Consider the following 17,348-nt stretch of genomic DNA (forward strand, 5'->3'; position numbering starts at 1 on the left):
TGGGAATTCTAGTGAAAGTGTGCTGTTTGTTGCACAAACGTTGCATTTGTGCACTCAGATTACAGCTGGAAAGCCACCGTGAGCAGCAGGCCTTCGGCCAGGTCGCGCATCAGGCCGGGGCGCCGTGCGCGGTAGGGCTCGCCGGCGGAGGCGGTGGTTTCTATCCACTCGGCCAGCCATTCGATCTGTTCGGCGCCGTAGAACACCACCGCCGCCTCGTGGTTCAGCAGCAGGCTGCGCAGGTCGAGGTTGATCGAGCCGCACATCGCCAGTTCATCGTCGACCACCACCGCCTTGGCGTGCGCCATGAAGGGCAGCATGCGAAAGCTCACGCCCGCGCGCGCCAGGTCGCGCATGGCGCGTGCGCGCACGAAGTCGGCCAGGCGATGGTTGGACACCGCCGGCATCGCGATGGTCACCTGCACGCCGCGCCGCGCGGCCAGCCGCAGCGCGTCGCGCAGGCCGTCGCCGGGCACGAAGTAGGGCGTGATCGCGAGGATGCGGTGCTCGGCGCGAAAGCACGCGTCTATCAGCAATGCGTGCGCCGTGTCCTCGGTCTGGTCGGGGCCGCTCGGCAGGAACTGGGCCATGGCCGTGCCGGGGCCTTCGGGCACGTCGTCGCAGGCGATGGCGCGGGCCTTGCGCGGGCGCACCGAGGCCCAGTCGTGGTCGAACTGGCGCGCGGCGGCCGCGGCCACGCTGCCGCGCAGGTCGAACGACAGGTCGAGCCAGGCCTGCGGGTGCTTGTCGTTGCCGGTGAAGTATTCGCCGGCCAGGTTGCGCCCGCCCGACCAGAGCCAGCCGTCGTCGGCGATGGTGAACTTGCGGTGGTTGCGCAGGTTGCGCGGGCCGATGCGGCGCAGGCTGAAGAAGGGGCGGAACACCGCCACCTCGCCGCCCGCCGCGCGCAGCCGGTCGAAGTGATGGCGCGGCAGCGAGAGCGCCCCGAAACCGTCGAGCAGCACGCGCACCTTGAGGCCTTCGCGTGCGCGCTGGGCCAGGCGCTCGAGCACGGCGTGGCCGAGCGCGTCGTTGCCGATGATGAAGGTGCACACGTCGATGCGCTCGCGCGCGCCGTCGATCACCTGCCACAGCGCCGCGCGCGCGGCCTCGCCGTCGGCATGCATGCGAACGGCGCAGCGCCCCGGCGGCGCGAGGCCGAAGCTCTCGATCAGGTCGGCGGCCCAATGGCCCGGCGGCACCGAGCGCGGCGGGCGGGGCGAGCCCGCGGGGCGCAGCTTGCGCTGGCCGAACAGCAGGTACATGGGCAGGATGAAGTACGGCATCAGCACCAGCCCCATGACCCAGGCGATGGCCGTGGTGGGGGCGCGCTGTTCGCGGCGCGCGCGCGTGGTCAGCACGTAGACGAGCAGCGCAAAAGTGACGACGAGGAAATGCTGCGAGGGCGAGGGCAGCCAGTCGAACCTCGAGGCGCTTGCAATGGGCATGGGTCGATGATGCCTCAGCGTGGCGCCGCGGCCCGGCCGAACCCCTTCACCGCTGCAGGAAGGCCGGCACGCCACGCCCGTGCGAGGCCAGGAACGCCATCATCGGGTCGACCACCGCGCGCACCGCGGGCCGCTCGCCCACGCGCGCGCGCCAGGCCAGCAGGCGCGGCGTGGCACCGGTCATGCCGGCGCCCTTGCGGTCGGCGAACACGTACGCCATGTAGAAGGCGATGTCGGCGAAGGAGTAGGGGCCGGCCAGGTACTCGCGTTCGGCGAGCAGGCCTTCCATCTCTTCGTAGAAACGCGCGCAGCCGGCGCAGGCCGCCACGGCTGCTGCGCTCTTCATGTCGTGCTGCAGGCCGAAGAGCCTGATGACGTTCGGGAAGAACACCTCGTCGGACTTCTGCTCCAGTTGCCGCGCGCGGGCCCGCTCGGCAATGCCCTCGGGCCACAGCGCAAGGTGCGCGGGGCCGGGGTAGCGGTCTTCGAGGTACTCGAAGATCTGTGTCGAGTCGAACAGCGACACCCCGCCGTCGACGGTGTCGACCCACACGGGCACCTGCTGCTTGACGGGGTTGACCCGCAGCACCTCGGGGTGCTTGGGCTCGTAGGCGTCGTCGGTGGTGAAGGGCACCATGACGAGATCGAAGGGCACGCCTTTTTCGCGTGCCGCGATCTCGACCTTGGCGCCGAACATGCTGAGGGGACCGGAGTAGAGGGTTGTCGTCATGGGCTGCGACTTCACCAGAAACCGGCCCTCAACGCATCAGGTCGAGCCCCAGACGTCCTGCGCCGTCTCGACCACCAGGCGCAGCTTGGCGCGCTGCGCTTCCACCGCGATGTTGTTGCCGTGCACCGTGCTGGAGAAGCCGCATTGCGGCGACAGCGCCAGCTGGTCGAGCGAGGCGTACTTGGCGGCGTCGTCGATGCGGCGCTTCAGCTCGTCCTTGTCTTCCATCTCGCCGAACTTGGTGGTGACCAGGCCCAGCACCACGGTCTTGCCCTTGGGCAGGAAGCGCAGCGGCTTGAAGTCGCCGGAGCGGGCGTCGTCGTACTCCATGAAGTAGGCGTCCAGGTCCATTTCCTTCAGGAGCGCCTCGGCCACCGGCTCGTAGTTGCCGGCCGCGGCGTGCGTGCTCTTGAAGTTGCCGCGGCACAGGTGCATGGCCAGCAGCATGCCGGGCGGCTTCTGCGCCACCACCTTGTTGATGAAGGCGGCGTAGCGGTGCGGCAGCTCGTTCGGGTCGTCGCCGCGCTTGCGGGCCGCTTCGCGCATGTGCTCGTCGCACAGGTAGGCCAGGTTGGTGTCGTCCATCTGCACGTAGTTGCAGCCGGCCGCGGCCAGCGAGCGCAGCTCGTCGCCATAGGCCTTGGCCACGTCGTCGTAGAAGGCCGGGTCCAGCTCGGGGTAGGCGTCCTTGCTGATGCCGGCGCGCCCGCCGCGAAAGTGCAGCATGGTCGGCGACGGAATGGTCACCTTGGGCGTGTTGCCTGCGGCGACCTGGCTCTTCAGGTACTGGAAGTCGGCCAGCTGGATGTCCTTGATGTGGCGCACCTTGTCGATCACGCGCATCGCGGGCGGGGCCAGTTCCTCGGTGCCGTCGGGCTTGCGGATGGTGACCGGAATGTCGGTCTTCACGCCGCCGAGCTGGTCGAGAAAGTCGATGTGGAAGTACGTGCGGCGGAACTCGCCGTCGGTGATGCTCTTCAGGCCGATGTCTTCCTGGAACTTGACGATCTCGGTGATGGCCTTGTCTTCGACCAGGCGAAGCTGCTCGGGCGTGATCTCGCCCTTGGCCTTTTGCTCGCGCGCTTCGAGCAGGAATTTGGGGCGCAGGAAACTGCCCACGTGGTCGTAGCGGGCGGGCAATGCGACGTGCTGTGACATGGATGACTCCGTCTTGATTGGGGGGAAACGAAGGGCATCGTAGCGCCTTCAGGATGCCGATGACTGTATACAGCGATCTCGGTGTTTACCCTGAAAACGCCACATTTCGCTGGAAATTCGGCAGTTTCTGTATACATTGAGTATTCATGAAAACGCCCACGACTGCCTTTCCACTGAACGCCTGGTATGCCGCCGCCTACGACGTCGAAGTGCGTCACGCGCTGCTGCCGCGCACCATCTGCAACCAGAAAGTGGTGCTGTTCCGCCGCACCGACGGCCAGGTGGCCGTGCTGGAAGACGCCTGCTGGCACCGGCTGATGCCGCTGTCGCTGGGCCGCCTCGAAGGCGACGAGCTGGTCTGCGGCTACCACGGCCTGGTCTACAACAGCCAGGGCCGCTGCACCCACATGCCGAGCCAGGAAACGCTCAACCCCTCGGCCTGCGTGCGCAGCTTTCCGGCGGTGGAGAAGCACCGCTTCGTGTGGATCTGGCCCGGCGATCCGGCCAAGGCCGACCCGGCGCTCATTCCCGACATGCACTGGAACGACGACCCGGCCTGGGCCGGCGACGGCAAGATGATCCGCGTCAACTGCGACTACCGCCTGGTCGTCGACAACCTCATGGACCTGACGCACGAGACCTTCGTGCACGGCTCCTCCATCGGCAACCGCGAGGTCGCCGAGGCGCCGTTCGTGGCCACGCACGGCGACCGCTCGGCGACCGTCACGCGCTGGATGGAAAACATCGACCCGCCGCCGTTCTGGGGCGGCCAGATCCGCCATGCGCGCGGCTACATGGGCAAGGTCGACCGCTGGCAGATCATCCGTTTCGAAGGCCCGTGCACGGTGAACATCGACGTCGGCGTGGCCGAGGCGGGCAGCGGCGCCGTGCCGAAGAACGGCGACGCTGGCGACCGCAGCAAGGGCGTCAACGGCTACGTGCTCAACACCATCACGCCCGAGACCGACAAGACCTGCCTGTACTTCTGGGCCTTCTCGCGCAACTACTGCATCGGCGAGCAGCGCCTCACGCACGAGCTGCGCGAGGGCGTGGCGGGCATCTTCCGCGAGGACGAGCTGGTGCTCGAGGCCCAGCAGAAGGCCATGGACGACCACCCCGACCACACCTTCTACAACCTCAACATCGACGCCGGCTCGATGTGGGCGCGCCGGCTGATCGACCGCATGGTCGAGAAGGAAAAGCCCGCGCGCGCCGCGATCCCGATCCGTCCTGCCGAGAAGCAGGCCGCATGAAAGTCGCGGCAGTTTCCAGCGCCGCCGAGCCCGGCGACAGCGGCAGTTCGCAGGGCGTGAAGGCGCAGCTGCGGCTGCGCGAAATGATCCTGGCGGGCGAGCTGCCGGGCGGCGCGCGCATTGCCGAGGTGGCCATCGCCGAACAGCTCGGCGTGTCGCGCACACCGGTGCGCACCGCGCTGATGCGGCTCGAACAGGAAGGCCTGCTCGAAGCCCTGCCGAACGGCGGCTATGCGGTGCGCACCTTCTCCGAGCGCGACGTGGCCGACGCCATCGAGCTGCGCGGGACGCTCGAAGGCCTGGTCGCGCGGCTCGCGGCCGAGCGCGGCGCGGCGCCCGTGGTGCTGCGCGAGGCGCGCGCCTGCCTGCAGCGCATCGACGAGCTGCTGCGCGAGCCCGCGCTCGACGATGCGGCCTTCTCGCGCTACGTGACGCACAACGAGCGCTTCCATGCGCTGCTGTGCGAAATGGCGGGCAGCCCCGTCATCGCGCAGCAACTGGAGCGCGTGGTCAACCTGCCGTTCGCCTCTCCCTCGGGCTTCGTCATCGTGCAGGCCAATTCGCCCGCCGCGCGCGACATGCTCGTCATTGCGCAAGACCAGCACCTGCAGGTGCTCGACGCCATCGAGTCCGGCGAAGGCTCGCGCGCCGAGGCGCTGATGCGCGAGCACAGCCGCATTGCGCGGCGCAACCTGCGCGAGGCGCTGCACGGCACACCGAGCGCCGAGCAACGCCCCTTGCCGGGCGTGCAACTGATTCGCCGGCGCGGCTGAGCGGCCGTCCTTTTCCCTCTTTGCCTTTGGTGTTCCCCCGATGAAAAGCGATCTTCAATGGATGCAGGCGCAGGTCGTGGCGCTACGCGACGTGACGCCCACCGTGCGCGAGTTCGAACTGCGCCCCGACGGCGGCTTTGCCGCCACCTATGAACCCGGCGCCCACCTGCAGGTGCAGGTGATGACGGCGCAGGGCAAGGTGCAGACCCGTTCGTATTCGCTGGTCGGCGAGGGTGACGGCCAGTGCTGGCGCATTGCCGTGAAGCGGCTCGACGACGGCCGCGGCGGCTCGCTCGCCATGTGGCAACTGTCGGTGGGCGACCGCCTGCAGGTGAGCGCGCCGCAGAACCACTTCGCGCTCGACCTGTCCGCGCCCGGCTACCTGCTGGTCGCGGGCGGCATCGGCATCACGCCGCTGGTGCTGATGGCGCAGCGCCTCGGTGCCCATGCAAAGCGCAGCGGCGTGCCGGTGAAGATGCTCTACGGTGCCCGCCACGCCGGCGAGTTCGGCTACCTCTCGCACCTGCAGGATGCGCTGGGCGAGGGCGTGTCGGCCCACGAAGGCTCGGCCCCCATCGATTTCGCGGCCGCCATTGCCGCGCTGCCGCCCGGCGGGCAGCTCTACACCTGCGGCCCGGTGCCGATGCTCGAAGCGCTCAAGCGCGCCTGGCACGCGGCCGGCCGCCCCATCGAGGACCTGCGCTTCGAAACCTTCGGCAGCAGCGGCCGCTACGCCACCCAGCCCTTCCAGGTGCACATTCCCCGCCACGACCTGACGATCACCGTGCCGGCCGACTGCACCCTGCTCGAAGCGCTCGACGCCGCGGGCGTGCAGACCCTGTGGGACTGCAAGCGCGGCGAATGCGGCCTGTGCGCCATGGACGTGCTGGCCGTCGACGGCCAGATCGATCACCGCGACGTGTTCCTGAGCGAGCACGAAAAAGAGTCGACCACGCGCATTTGCGCCTGCGTGTCACGCGCCGTGGGTACGCTCACGCTCGACTCCGCGTACCGCGCCGACCACTGAGGCCGCAACACCCGGGCGACCGGGTTCGCGCCGCCTTGCGCGATCATCGCGCAGTTCATTTGTTGATCGCGCAACAAAGGCCTGCGAAGGAGGCCGGGTAGGTGATTGCCTGCTTCGCCGAATGTTGCAAAGTGTTGAAAATAGCCCCGGTTTCGAGTTCCGTCCCTGAAGGAAAAACATGCAAAGACGCCATCTCATCCAGACCGCCGCCCTGTCGGCGCTCGCGCTTTCAATGTCGCTGGCCAGCGCCCAGGACAACAAGTTCAAGATCGGCCTCATCCTGCCGATGACCGGCCAGTCGGCCTCCACCGGACGCCAGATCGAAGCCGCCGCTCGCCTGTACATGGCCCAGAACGGCGACACCGTGGCCGGCAAGAAGGTCGAGCTGATCGTCAAGGACGACACCGGCCTGCCCGACGTCACCAAGCGCCTGGCGCAGGAACTGGTGGTGAACGACAAGGTCAACGTGCTGGCCGGCTTCGGCCTGACGCCGCTGGCCCTGGCCGTGGCGCCCATCGCCACCCAGTCGAAGACGCCCCAGCTCGTGATGGCCGCGGCCACCTCGAGCATCACGGAGGCCTCGCCCTACATCATCCGTTCGGGCTTCACGCTGCCGCAGGTGTCGGTGCCGATGGGCGACTGGGCGCCCAAGAACGGAATCAAGACGGTGGTGACGCTGGTGGCCGACTACGGCCCGGGCAACGACGCCGAGAAGTTCTTCAGCGAGCGCTTCCAGCTCAACGGCGGCAAGGTGATCGACAAGCTGCGCGTGCCGCTGCGCAACCCCGACTTCGCGCCGTTCCTGCAGAAGGTGCGCGACGCCAAGCCCGACGCGCTGTTCGTGTTCGTGCCCTCGGGCGCGGGCGCGGCGGTGATGAAGCAGTTCCTGGAGCGCGGCATGGACAAGGCCGGCATCAAGCTCATCGCCACCGGCGACGTGACCGACGACGATCAACTCAACGACATGGGCGACGGCGCGCTGGGCGTGGTCACCTCGCACCACTATTCGGCGGCGCACCCTTCGGCCATGAACAAGAAGTTCGTGGAAGCCTTCGAGAAGGCCAACCCCAAGCTGCGCCCCAACTTCATGGCCGTGGGTGGCTATGACGGCATGCGCGTGATCTACGAAGCGCTGAAGACCACCAAGGGTGCGGGCGGCGGCGAAGCACTGCTGGCCGCCATGAAGGGCCAGGTCTTCGAGAGCCCGCGCGGCCAGATGATGATCGACGCGCAGACCCGCGACGTGGTGCAGGACGTGTACCTGCGCAAGGTCGAGAAGAAGGACGGGCAGCTCTACAACGTCGAGTTCGACGTGATCAAGAGCGTGAAGGATCCGGGCAAGACCAAGTAAGGCTCGCCCCGGGCTGCGCGCACTTCGTGTCGCTTCTCCTATCCCCTGCGTGGGGCAGCACCGCGGGCCGGCGAAGCCGGTGCCGCGGTGTTTTTCGAAGGCGCCGTGCTGTGCGGCAAGCTGGTGAATCGCTGATATGTTGACCATTCTTTTCGACGGCATCGCCTACGGCATGCTGCTTTTCGTGCTGGCCGTCGGCCTCGCCGTGACGCTCGGTCTGATGAACTTCATCAACCTCGCGCACGGTGCCTTCGCCATGGCCGGCGGCTACCTCACCGTGTTCGCGATGCAGAAGCTCGGCCTGCCTTTCCTGGCCTGCCTGCCGCTCGCGTTCATCGTGGTCGGCCTCGCAGGGGCGCTGCTCGAGCGCACGCTCTACCGGCCCATGTACGGCAAGTCGCACCTCGACCAGGTGCTGTTTTCCATCGGCCTCGCCTTCATGGCCGTGGCGGCCATCGACTACTTCGTGGGCTCGTCGCAGCAGAACGTGCAACTGCCCGAGTGGCTGCGCGGGCGCACCGAGATCGGCGACGGCGCCTTCATGCTGGGCATGGGGCACTACCGCCTGTTCATCATCGGCGTGTGCGCGGTGCTCACCGTGGTGCTGCAGCTCATCCTGTCGAAGACCCGCTTCGGCAGCCGGCTGCGCGCCGCGGTCGACGACCCGCGCGTGGCGGCGGGGCTGGGCATCAACGTGAACATCGTGTTCCTGCTGACCTTTGCCGTGGGCTCCGGCCTCGCGGGGCTGGGCGGCGCGCTGGGCGCGGAAATTCTGGGGCTCGACCCGACCTTTCCGCTCAAGTACATGATCTATTTCCTGATCGTGGTTTCGGTCGGCGGCACCTCGTCGATCACCGGGCCGCTCGCGGCGGCGCTGCTGCTGGGCATTGCCGACGTGGCGGGCAAGTACTTCATTCCGAAGATGGGTGCGTTCACCGTCTACCTGCTGATGATCCTGATATTGATGTGGCGCCCCCAGGGCCTGTTCACGCGCAAGGGAGGCCGCTGAATGAGCGCTCCTTCTTCCGCGGCCGACTTCCAGTCGGCCCTGCTGCGCAAGGCCCGCTGGCGCCCGCTCGAATTCGTGGTCTGGGCCGCGGCCTTCGCGCTGCCGCTCGTCATGCCTTCGCACTCGCTGCTGGTCAACGAGATCGCCATCGTCGCGCTGTTCGCGATGTCGCTCGACCTGATCCTGGGCTACACCGGCATCGTGTCGCTGGGCCATGCCGCCTTCTTCGGCTTCGGCGCGTATGCGGCGGCGCTGTTCGCCAAGCTCGTCATGCCCGACCCGACCGTGGGGCTCGTGTTCGCGACCGTGCTGTCGGCCGTGCTCGGCCTGGTTGCCAGCGTGACGATCCTGCGCGGCAGCGACCTCACGCGGCTGATGGTCACGCTGGGCACCGCGCTGCTGCTGCTCGAACTGGCCAACAAGCTCGACTGGCTCACCGGCGGCGCCGACGGCCTGCAGGGCGTGGTGATGGGGCCGGTGCTCGGCCTGTTCGAGTTCGACCTGTACGGCCGCACGGCCGCCTGGTATTCGCTGGCCGTGATGCTGGTGCTGTTCCTGCTGATGCGCCGGCTGGTGCATTCGCCGTTCGGCGCCACGCTGAAGGCCATTCGCGACAACCGGCTGCGCGCCATGGCCATCGGCATTCCGGTGGTGTCGCGGCTGGCCACGGTCTACACCATCGCGGCCGCCGTTGCGGGTGCCGCGGGTGCGCTGCTGGCGCAGACCACCGGCTTTGCATCGCTCGACGTGCTGGCCTTCGACCGCTCGGCCGACGTGCTGCTGATGCTGGTCATCGGCGGCGTGGGCTGGCTGTATGGCGGCGTGGCGGGTGCCATCGTCTTCAAGCTGCTGCAGACCTGGTTGTCGGCCGTGACGCCGCAGTACTGGATGTTCTGGATCGGGCTGATCCTGGTGCTGCTGGTGCTCGTGGGGCGCGAGCGTCTGCTCAAGCCCTGGACGTGGTTCGGCGCAGGCAAGAAGAAAGGTGGCGCGGCATGACCGACACCGTGCTCTCCACCCACGGCCTCGTGATGCGCTTCGGCGGCATCACGGCCACCAACAACGTGACGATGGAGTTGAAGCGCGGCGCACGCCATGCGCTGATCGGCCCCAATGGCGCGGGCAAGACCACGCTCATCAACCAGCTGACGGGCGTGCTCACGCCGACCGAAGGCCGCATCACGCTGCTGGGCGAGGACATCACCACGCTGGCGCCGCACAAGCGCGTGGCGCGCGGCCTGGTGCGCACCTTCCAGATCAACCAACTGTTCGACTCGATGACGCCGCTGGAAACGCTGGCGCTCGTGGTGTCGCAACACCAGGGCATCGGTGCGCAATGGTGGCGCCCGCTCGGTGCCAGCAAGGCGATTGCCGAGCGCGCGGGGCAACTGCTGGAGCAGTTCCACCTGGGCGACGTGGCGCTGCAGCAGGTGAAGCACCTGGCCTACGGCAAGCGCCGCCTGCTGGAAATTGCGATTGCGCTGGCCTGCGAGCCGCGCGTGCTGCTGCTCGACGAGCCGGTGGCGGGCGTGCCCGCCGGCGAGCGCGAAGAGCTGCTGCAGACCGTGGCCGCGCTGCCGGCCGACGTGTCGGTGCTGCTCATCGAGCACGACATGGACCTGGTGTTCAGCTTCGCCGACCGCATGACCGTGCTGGTCAACGGAACGCTGCTGACCGAAGGCGACCCCGAAACCATCGCCAACGATCCCAAGGTGAAAGAGGTCTATCTGGGCCATGGAGAAGGAATGGACCCCCACGCTCATAGTCATTCGCTGCCCCCCGAGGGGGCGCAGGCCTCCCTTGGGGCGGCCCGGCGGGAGGCCCCGCATGTCTGAGCTGCTGCGAATAGAAAACCTGAGCGCCGGCTACGGCGAGGCCGTGGTGCTGCACGACGTGGCATTCACGCTCGGCGAAGGCCAGACGCTGGCGCTGCTGGGCCGCAACGGCACCGGCAAGACCACGCTGATCAACACGCTCGCGGGCGCGACGCGCCAGCACGGCGGAACCATCACGCTCGGTGGCCAGGCGCTGCACAAGCTGGCGCCGCACCAGCGCGCGGCCGCCGGCATCGGCTGGGTGCCGCAGGAGCGCAACATCTTCAAGTCGCTCACGGTGCACGAGAACCTCACGGCGGTGGAGCGCCCCGGCAGGCCCGGAGGGACTTCCAATCCCTGGAATGCGCAGCGCGTCTACGAGATGTTCCCGCGCCTGGCCGAGCGCAAGAGCAACCTGGGCACGCAGCTCTCGGGCGGCGAGCAGCAGATGCTGGCCGTGGGCCGCGCGCTGGTGCTCAACCCCAAGCTGCTGCTGCTCGACGAGCCGCTCGAAGGGCTCGCGCCCATCATCGTGGAAGAGCTGCTGCGCGCCATCCGCCGCATCACGCAGGACGAGGGGCTGGCCGCGATCATCGTGGAGCAGCACCCGCAGGCGATCCTGGCGATCTCCGACGAGGCGGTGGTGCTGGACCACGGGACCATCGTGCACACCGACAAGGCCTCGACCCTGCGCACGCAGCCCGAGGTGCTGGACCGGCTGCTGGGCGTCGCGCGCTGAAGCCTCAGATCGCGCAGTCGTCGGGGCCGCACACCGGCGGCGTCGCGGCTGTGTCGGTCGCGGCGGGCTGAGACGCCGCAACCAGCGCCGCGAGCTGCGCCTTCCAGTCTTCCGCGCGGCCGAGCCATGGGCCGATGTCGATGCGGCCCGCGCGACCGTCGGCCTGTGCCAGCACGAAGGTCGGAAAGCCCTGGCCGCCCGCGCGCTGCAGGAATTGCCGGCTCTCGGCAATGTGCTGCGCAGTCGGCGCACCCGACAGGCGATCGAATGCCGCAGCGAAGGCTTCGGCGTCGAAACCGAGTTCGGCTGCCAGTGCCTTCAGTACTTCCACATCGGCGATGCGCCGGCCTTCCACGTAGTGCGCCTGCTGCAGGCGATGCGCCATGTCCAGCCCGCCGCCCGCGCGCAGCGACTCGGCCGCGAGGATGGCGGTGGTCGGCGGTTCCGAATCCATCACCGCGCCGGTGTCGCGCAGCAGGCCCTCGAAGTAGCCCTCGCCGAAGGGCTGGCCCGTCATCTCGGTGATGCGCCTGTCGTGCGGCATCACGTACTCGCGCCACTGCGGCGTGATGGCGCGGCGGTTGGCGCCGGTCATCATGCCGCCGCCGTGGAATTCGACTTTCAGGCCCGGCACGCCGCGCGCCGCGGCCACCAGCGGCGCGGCGGCGTAGCACCAGCCGCACAGCGGGTCGAAGATGTAGTGCAGGGTCGCGCCTGCATTGGCGGTGTCGTTCATTGCGGCCATTTCATTTCTCCCTTGACGACCTTGGCACCGAGTTCCAGCGACGAGGTGTCCCGCAGCGTGGGGTAGCGCTTCTTCATCGCGGCGATGAGCGCGGCCGAGTCCTTCGCCTTGGCGGCTTCGACCTCGAAGGCTTTCAGGTAGTCGCGCGTGAACTTCACCGAAGCCACCGTGTACGGCGCCGAGCCGTTGGCATTCGGCAGGTAGTGGCCGGGCACCACGGTCCTGGGGTGCAGCGCGCCGATGCGGTCCAGGGTCTTGAGCCAGTCGCGGCGCGATTCGGGCGTTTGCGTGTCGGCCACCCACACATGGATGTTGGCGGACACGGGAATGCCGCCGACCACAGCCTTCAGCGAGGGGATCCACCCAAAGGTGCGCTCGGGCGTGGGGCCGTCGAGGCCGACGACCTGGATCTTGCGGCCTTCGAGCGTCAGGCTGTCGCCGACCAATGCGTCGGGCACCACCAGCGCCTTGGGCGCGTTGTCCTTCAGGATCGGCCCCCAGTGCGCGAGCTTGCCGTCCTTCGAGGCCTGGATGGCGGCCACGGTCTGCGGCGTGGCGACGATCTTCGCGTCGGGGAAGGCGGCGTGGACCACGTCGAGGCCGAAGTAGTAGTCGGGGTCGCTGTGGCTGATGTAGACGGTGGTGAGCTTCTTGCCGGTGGCCTTGATCTTCTGCACCAGCGCCTCGGCGTCATTGCGCTGGAACTGCGCGTCGATCAGCACGGCCTCGGTCTGGCCGGTGACGATTTCGGACGACACCGGAAACATCGATCGGGTGCCGGGGTTGTACACGTCGAGCTTCAGCGGCTGGGCGGCTTGCGCCAGCGGCGCGATGCCCGCGAGGGCGGTGAGGGCGGCGAGGGCGGCGGTGGAGAGGAGGGCTCTGCGGAACATGGCGGTCTTTCTGTGTGCAATGAAGGGTGACAGTGCGCCGATGCTAGGTTGCGGGAACTGAAATAAAAACCACCTCCAGGGCAACTGATAGTTTCTGATTCCGGACGAATTGAAGTTCAGTCCGTGGCGCACCGCTCCAGGTGCGCGACCAGCAGTTGCGCCGACGGCGACAGCGCCGCCCCGCCGCGAAAGCAGATCGCGAAGCGCCGCCGCGCCCAGGCGTCGGTCAGCGGCATCAGCCGCAGGCCGAAGGCGTCGGCGAAGGGCCGCGCCACTTCCGCCGGCACCACGCTGATCGCCAGCCCCGCGCGCACCACGCGCAGCGCGGCGTCGAAGTTGGACACCAGCACCCGGTACACCAGCGGCTTGCCCGCGACCGCCGCCTCGCGCGCGAGCATCAGCTGCACGGCGCTCAGCGCGGGCATGCCGACGAATTCGTGGTCGAGCACCTGCTCGAAGCGCACCGCGTCGTGCCGCGCCACCGGGTGCGAGGGGTGCGCGACGATGGCGAGGTGGTCGCTGCGGTAGCTGCGCCGCTCCAGCCCCTCGAGGTCGGCGGCGTCCCAGCACAGGCCGATGGAGGCGCTGCCCTCGCGGATGCCGCGCACGATCTCCGGGCTCACGCGCTCTTCCATGTCCACGCGGATGTTGCGGTTCGCCGGGTCCTGCAGAAAGCCCGCGACGTCTTCGGCCAGCGACTCGGCCATGACCGAGGCCGAGGCCAGGATGCGCACATGGCCGCGCGCGCCGCCCGCATAGGCGGCCATGTCGCGCTCGATGCGGTTCGCGCTGCCGAGCATGGCGCGTGCGTGCTCCAGCAGGGTTTCGCCGGCCGGCGTCGGCACCACGCCGCGGCGCTTGCGCAGCAGCAGCGGCGTGCCCACCGCGTCTTCCAGCTGGGCCAGCCGCTTGCTGATGGCCGAGCCGACGATGCTGGCCTGCTCGCCGGCGCGCGCGATGCTGCGGGTTTCGCAGACGGAAACGAACAGGCGCAGGGTGGTGAGGTCGAGGTCGCGCATGTGTTCTTCTTGAGGTTTTCGTGGTGTTCCGTGCTGGAAGCAAACGGCTTCCAAAATATACCTTCTGAACCGAAACGGAACTTCTAACATCGACGCCGTACCCCTCACGACGGAGACAAAGTTTTGATTCACCCCTTCCTGCCGCCGCGCGCGGTCGTTCGCGAAGTCGGGCTGCGCGACGGCCTTCAGAGCATCGCCCGTGTGCTACCCACCGCCCGCAAGCTCGAATGGATCCGCGACGCGCACGCCGCCGGCCAGCGCGAGATCGAGGTCGGCTCCTTCGTGCCCGCGCACCTGCTCCCGCAACTGGCCGACACGGCCGAACTGCTGGCCTTCGCGAAGACGCTGCCGGGGCTCTTCGCCTCGGTGCTGGTGCCCAATCTCAAGGGTGCGGAGCGTGCCATTGCAGGTGAGGCCGACCTGATGATCGTGCCGCTCTCGGCCAGCCATGCGCACAGCCTGGCCAACCTGCGCAAGACGCCCGACGAGGTGGTGGCCGAGGTGGGCCGCATCCGCGCGGCGCGCGACGCGGCGGGCTCGAAGACGCTGATCGACGGCGGCGTGGGCACGGCCTTCGGCTGCACGCTGCAGGGCCGCGTCGAGCCTGACGAAGTGCTGCGGCTGATGCAGGCCTTGCTCGATGCGGGCGCCGACCGCGTGAGCCTGGCCGATACCGTCGGCTACGCCGACCCGGCCATGGTGCGCAGCCTGTTCGAGCGCGCCCTGCGCATCGCGGGCGACCGCCTGTGGTGCGGCCATTTCCACGACACGCGCGGCATGGGGCTGGCGAATGTGTACGCGGCGCTGGAGGTCGGCATCACGCGCTTCGACGCCTGCCTGGCCGGCATCGGCGGCTGCCCGCATGCGCCCGGCGCCAGCGGCAACGTCGACACCGAAGACCTCGTCTTCATGCTCCAGAGCATGGGCGTGGCCACCGGCGTCGACCTGCCGAAACTGCTCGACCTGCGCCGGCGCGTGGCCGGTTGGCTCGACGGCGAGACGCTGCAGGGCACGGTGTGGCGCGCGGGCTTTCCGAAGACCTTCGCGGTTGCGCAAGGGGTCGCGGCATGAGCACGGCAACCAACGAGGAAAAACGCCTGCCGCTGGCCGGCGTCCGCGTGGTGGAGTTCACGCACATGGTCATGGGCCCGACCTGCGGCATGGTGCTGGCGGACCTGGGCGCCGAGGTCATCAAGGTCGAGCCCATCGACGGCGACCGCACGCGGCACCTGCTGGGCGCGGGCGCGGGCTTTTTTCCCATGTTCAACCGCAACAAGAAGAGCATCGCCCTCGACCTGCGGCACCCGCAGGGCCTGGAAGCCGCGCTGCGCCTGTGCGCCACGGCCGACGTGGTGGCGCAGAACTTCAAGCCGGGCACCATGGACAAGTACGGCCTGGGCTACGCCGCACTCGGCAAGCTCAACCCGCGCCTCGTCTATGTGAACCACACGGGCTTCCTGCCCGGCCCGTACGAGCACCGCACGGCGCTCGACGAGGTGGTGCAGATGATGGGCGGGCTGGCCTACATGACGGGCCGGCCGGGCGACCCGCTGCGCGCGGGCACCAGCGTGAACGACATCATGGGCGGCATGTTCGGCGCCATCGGCGCCATCGCCGCGCTGATGCAGCGCGCCGAGACCGGCAAGGGGCAGGAGGTGCAGTCGGCGCTGTTCGAGAACAACGTGTTCCTGGTCGGCCAGCACATGCTGCAGTACGCCATCACGGGGCAGGCCGCAGCGCCGATGCCCGACCGCATCTCGGCCTGGGCGCTGTACGACGTGTTCACCGTGAAGGACGGCGAGCAGATCTTTCTGGCCGCGGTGAGCGACGCGCAGTGGAAGACCTTCTGCGACGCGCTGGGCTTCGCCGACCTGAAGGCCGACCCGGCGCTGCTCACCAACAACGACCGCGTGCGGATGCGCCCGACGCTGCTGGCCGACCTGCGCGCGCGCCTGGCGGACCGGTCGGCGGCGGAACTGTCGGCGATCTTCGAGGCCAGGGGCCTGCCCTTCGCGCCGATCGTGCGGCCGCAGGATCTGTACGACGATCCGCACCTCAAGGCCACTGGCGGGCTCGCGGACATCCGCCTGCCGGACGGCGAGCGTGCCGGGGAAATGGCGCAGACCACGCTGTTCCCGATCACGCTGGGCGGCGACCGGCTCGGCGTGCGGCTGCATCCACCGACGCTGGGCGAGCACACGCGCGAGTTGCTGGCCGAGCTGGGCTATGCACGCGAGCAGGTGGACGCCCTGCACGCCGATTCAGCCGTGGCCTGAGCTGCGCGCCACGATTCTTCCGAACACAAATAAAGAGAGACAAGACCATGAATCCCACACTTCCCTCGATGAACCGCCTGAACCGTCGCACGGTACTCGGCTTCGGCGCGTGCGCCGCCGCCGTGGCCGCCTGCCCCGCGCTGGCGCAGGGTTCGGACAAGCCCATTCGCTTCATCCTGCCGATCAGCGCGGGCTCGGGCGTCGACACCATCGTGCGCGCCGCCTCGGTGGCGCTCGGCAAGGCCTTCGGGCAGCCGGTGGTGATCGAGAACCTGCCCGGCGCGGGGGGCATCACCGGCGCGGCCGCCATCGTCAAGGCGCCGCCCGACGGGTTCACGCTGGGCATGGTGTCGAACAACCACGTGATCAACCCGGCGGTGTTCAAGAAGATGCCCTTCGACGCCATCAACGACATCACGCCCATCAGCGTGGTCGGCGCCACGCCGCTGGTGCTGGTGGCCAACCCCAAGCTGCCCGCGAAGAACGTGCCCGAGCTGGTGGCGCTGCTGCGCGCCAGGCCCGGCGGCTACAACTACGCGTCGTCGGGCAACGGCACCATCATTCACCTGGCCGGCGAGATGTTCATGGACGAGGCCGGCGTGAAGGCGCGGCACATTCCCTACAAGGGCACGGGCCCGATGGTGACCGACATGATCGGCGGGCAGGTCGAAATGGGCGTTGTGGCCCTGCCGGCGGTGCAGCCGCACATCAAGAGCGGCGCGCTGCGCGCCATCGGCCTGTGCGGCGCCACACGCTCGCCGGCCGCGCCCGACATTCCGACGATCGCGGAGCAGGGGCTGCCGAACTACGCGGTCGAAGGCTGGTTCGCTGTGATCGGCCCGCCGAAGATGCAGGCGGCGGACATCCAGCGCGTGCACGATGCCGTCGCCGCTGCGTTCACGAGCGCCGAAGTGAGCGAGGCGATGGACAAGCAGGGGAACGTCATCAAGCCGACGACGGCGGCGCAGGCGGCGGCGTATTTCCGCAGCGAGGCTGCGCGCTACGCGGCGTTGGTGAAAAAAGCGAACGTGGTGCTGGAGTGAATGCCTTGCTCCTTCCCCTCCCGGGGGAAGGCTGGGATGGGGGCAAGCGGCCTTCGATTAGGCGCAGTGT

Annotated in this window: 17 protein-coding genes; 11 read left to right on the top strand and 6 right to left on the bottom strand. The window is 68.6% G+C overall.

From position 1 onward, the window contains the following. Window positions 1–59: 59 nt before the first annotated feature. From ACSFBM_RS04630 to ACSFBM_RS04640, 3 genes are read right to left on the bottom strand one after another with little or no spacing between them, the layout of a single operon-like run. Entirely contained in the window at window positions 60–1,448 is a 1,389-nt protein-coding gene (locus tag ACSFBM_RS04630) for a phospholipase D-like domain-containing protein (RefSeq protein WP_435483334.1), read from the bottom strand. A 46-nt stretch (window positions 1,449–1,494) separates the two neighbouring features. After that, the gene (locus tag ACSFBM_RS04635; protein WP_435483335.1) at window positions 1,495–2,178 is read right to left on the bottom strand and encodes a glutathione S-transferase family protein; all 684 of its coding nucleotides are present in this window, start codon (window positions 2,176–2,178) and stop codon (window positions 1,495–1,497) included. A 36-nt stretch (window positions 2,179–2,214) separates the two neighbouring features. Continuing rightward, window positions 2,215–3,336, bottom strand: coding sequence for a 5-methyltetrahydropteroyltriglutamate--homocysteine S-methyltransferase (locus tag ACSFBM_RS04640; protein ID WP_435435561.1), 1,122 nt, complete (start codon window positions 3,334–3,336; stop codon window positions 2,215–2,217). Between the two features lie 146 nt (window positions 3,337–3,482). Between ACSFBM_RS04640 and ACSFBM_RS04645 the strand changes: the two genes are divergently transcribed. From ACSFBM_RS04645 to ACSFBM_RS04680, 8 genes are all read left to right on the top strand, one after another. Next, a complete protein-coding gene (locus tag ACSFBM_RS04645; protein WP_435483336.1) occupies window positions 3,483–4,589 on the top strand; it encodes an aromatic ring-hydroxylating dioxygenase subunit alpha in 1,107 nt (368 codons plus the stop codon). Beyond that, on the top strand, window positions 4,586–5,362 hold the full coding sequence (locus ACSFBM_RS04650) for a GntR family transcriptional regulator (protein WP_435483337.1): 777 nt from the start codon (window positions 4,586–4,588) through the stop codon (window positions 5,360–5,362). Before ACSFBM_RS04645 ends, ACSFBM_RS04650 begins: the two co-directional genes overlap by 4 nt. Before the next feature lie 40 nt (window positions 5,363–5,402). Further along, the gene (locus ACSFBM_RS04655) at window positions 5,403–6,389 is read left to right on the top strand and encodes a PDR/VanB family oxidoreductase (protein WP_435435564.1); all 987 of its coding nucleotides are present in this window, start codon (window positions 5,403–5,405) and stop codon (window positions 6,387–6,389) included. Between the two features lie 178 nt (window positions 6,390–6,567). Further along, window positions 6,568–7,740: an ABC transporter substrate-binding protein gene (locus ACSFBM_RS04660; RefSeq protein WP_435483338.1), complete on the top strand. Its 1,173-nt coding sequence runs from the start codon at window positions 6,568–6,570 to the stop codon at window positions 7,738–7,740. A gap of 136 nt (window positions 7,741–7,876) precedes the next feature. Then, window positions 7,877–8,749 carry a branched-chain amino acid ABC transporter permease gene (locus tag ACSFBM_RS04665; RefSeq protein WP_116907984.1) on the top strand — a complete coding sequence of 291 codons (873 nt, stop codon included), beginning with the start codon at window positions 7,877–7,879 and terminating at the stop codon, window positions 8,747–8,749. Then, on the top strand, window positions 8,750–9,748 hold the full coding sequence (locus tag ACSFBM_RS04670) for a branched-chain amino acid ABC transporter permease (RefSeq protein ID WP_435435566.1): 999 nt from the start codon (window positions 8,750–8,752) through the stop codon (window positions 9,746–9,748). Beyond that, a complete protein-coding gene (locus ACSFBM_RS04675; RefSeq protein ID WP_435483339.1) occupies window positions 9,745–10,584 on the top strand; it encodes an ABC transporter ATP-binding protein in 840 nt (279 codons plus the stop codon). Before ACSFBM_RS04670 ends, ACSFBM_RS04675 begins: the two co-directional genes overlap by 4 nt. Then, the gene (locus tag ACSFBM_RS04680) at window positions 10,577–11,302 is read left to right on the top strand and encodes an ABC transporter ATP-binding protein (RefSeq protein ID WP_435483340.1); all 726 of its coding nucleotides are present in this window, start codon (window positions 10,577–10,579) and stop codon (window positions 11,300–11,302) included. The genes ACSFBM_RS04675 and ACSFBM_RS04680 overlap by 8 nt, the downstream gene beginning before the upstream one ends. A gap of 4 nt (window positions 11,303–11,306) precedes the next feature. On the opposite strand, the gene ACSFBM_RS04685 is transcribed toward ACSFBM_RS04680, so the two are convergent. The 3 genes from ACSFBM_RS04685 to ACSFBM_RS04695 all read right to left on the bottom strand — a co-directional run bounded on the left by ACSFBM_RS04685 (window position 11,307) and on the right by ACSFBM_RS04695 (window position 13,959). After that, on the bottom strand, window positions 11,307–12,047 hold the full coding sequence (locus ACSFBM_RS04685) for a DsbA family protein (RefSeq protein WP_435483341.1): 741 nt from the start codon (window positions 12,045–12,047) through the stop codon (window positions 11,307–11,309). Beyond that, complete coding sequence (locus ACSFBM_RS04690; RefSeq protein WP_435483342.1) at window positions 12,035–12,940, bottom strand: MBL fold metallo-hydrolase; 906 nt, start codon at window positions 12,938–12,940, stop codon at window positions 12,035–12,037. Before ACSFBM_RS04690 ends, ACSFBM_RS04685 begins: the two co-directional genes overlap by 13 nt. 116 nt (window positions 12,941–13,056) lie before the next feature. Then, window positions 13,057–13,959 carry a LysR family transcriptional regulator gene (locus ACSFBM_RS04695; protein WP_435483343.1) on the bottom strand — a complete coding sequence of 301 codons (903 nt, stop codon included), beginning with the start codon at window positions 13,957–13,959 and terminating at the stop codon, window positions 13,057–13,059. A 123-nt stretch (window positions 13,960–14,082) separates the two neighbouring features. Between ACSFBM_RS04695 and ACSFBM_RS04700 the strand changes: the two genes are divergently transcribed. Genes ACSFBM_RS04700 through ACSFBM_RS04710 form a run of 3 tightly spaced genes read left to right on the top strand, consistent with a single transcriptional unit; the run spans window position 14,083 to window position 17,278 of the window. Then, window positions 14,083–15,030 (top strand): hydroxymethylglutaryl-CoA lyase, encoded by a 948-nt coding sequence (locus tag ACSFBM_RS04700; protein ID WP_435483344.1) that lies wholly within the window; start codon window positions 14,083–14,085, stop codon window positions 15,028–15,030. After that, window positions 15,027–16,235 (top strand): CaiB/BaiF CoA transferase family protein, encoded by a 1,209-nt coding sequence (locus ACSFBM_RS04705; protein WP_435483345.1) that lies wholly within the window; start codon window positions 15,027–15,029, stop codon window positions 16,233–16,235. The genes ACSFBM_RS04700 and ACSFBM_RS04705 overlap by 4 nt, the downstream gene beginning before the upstream one ends. A gap of 47 nt (window positions 16,236–16,282) precedes the next feature. Beyond that, complete coding sequence (locus ACSFBM_RS04710) at window positions 16,283–17,278, top strand: tripartite tricarboxylate transporter substrate binding protein (RefSeq protein WP_435483346.1); 996 nt, start codon at window positions 16,283–16,285, stop codon at window positions 17,276–17,278. Window positions 17,279–17,348: the final 70 nt, after the last annotated feature.

This window comes from Variovorax pasteuri, from assembly GCF_051216435.1.
In the GTDB taxonomy this organism is placed as follows: domain Bacteria; phylum Pseudomonadota; class Gammaproteobacteria; order Burkholderiales; family Burkholderiaceae_C; genus Variovorax.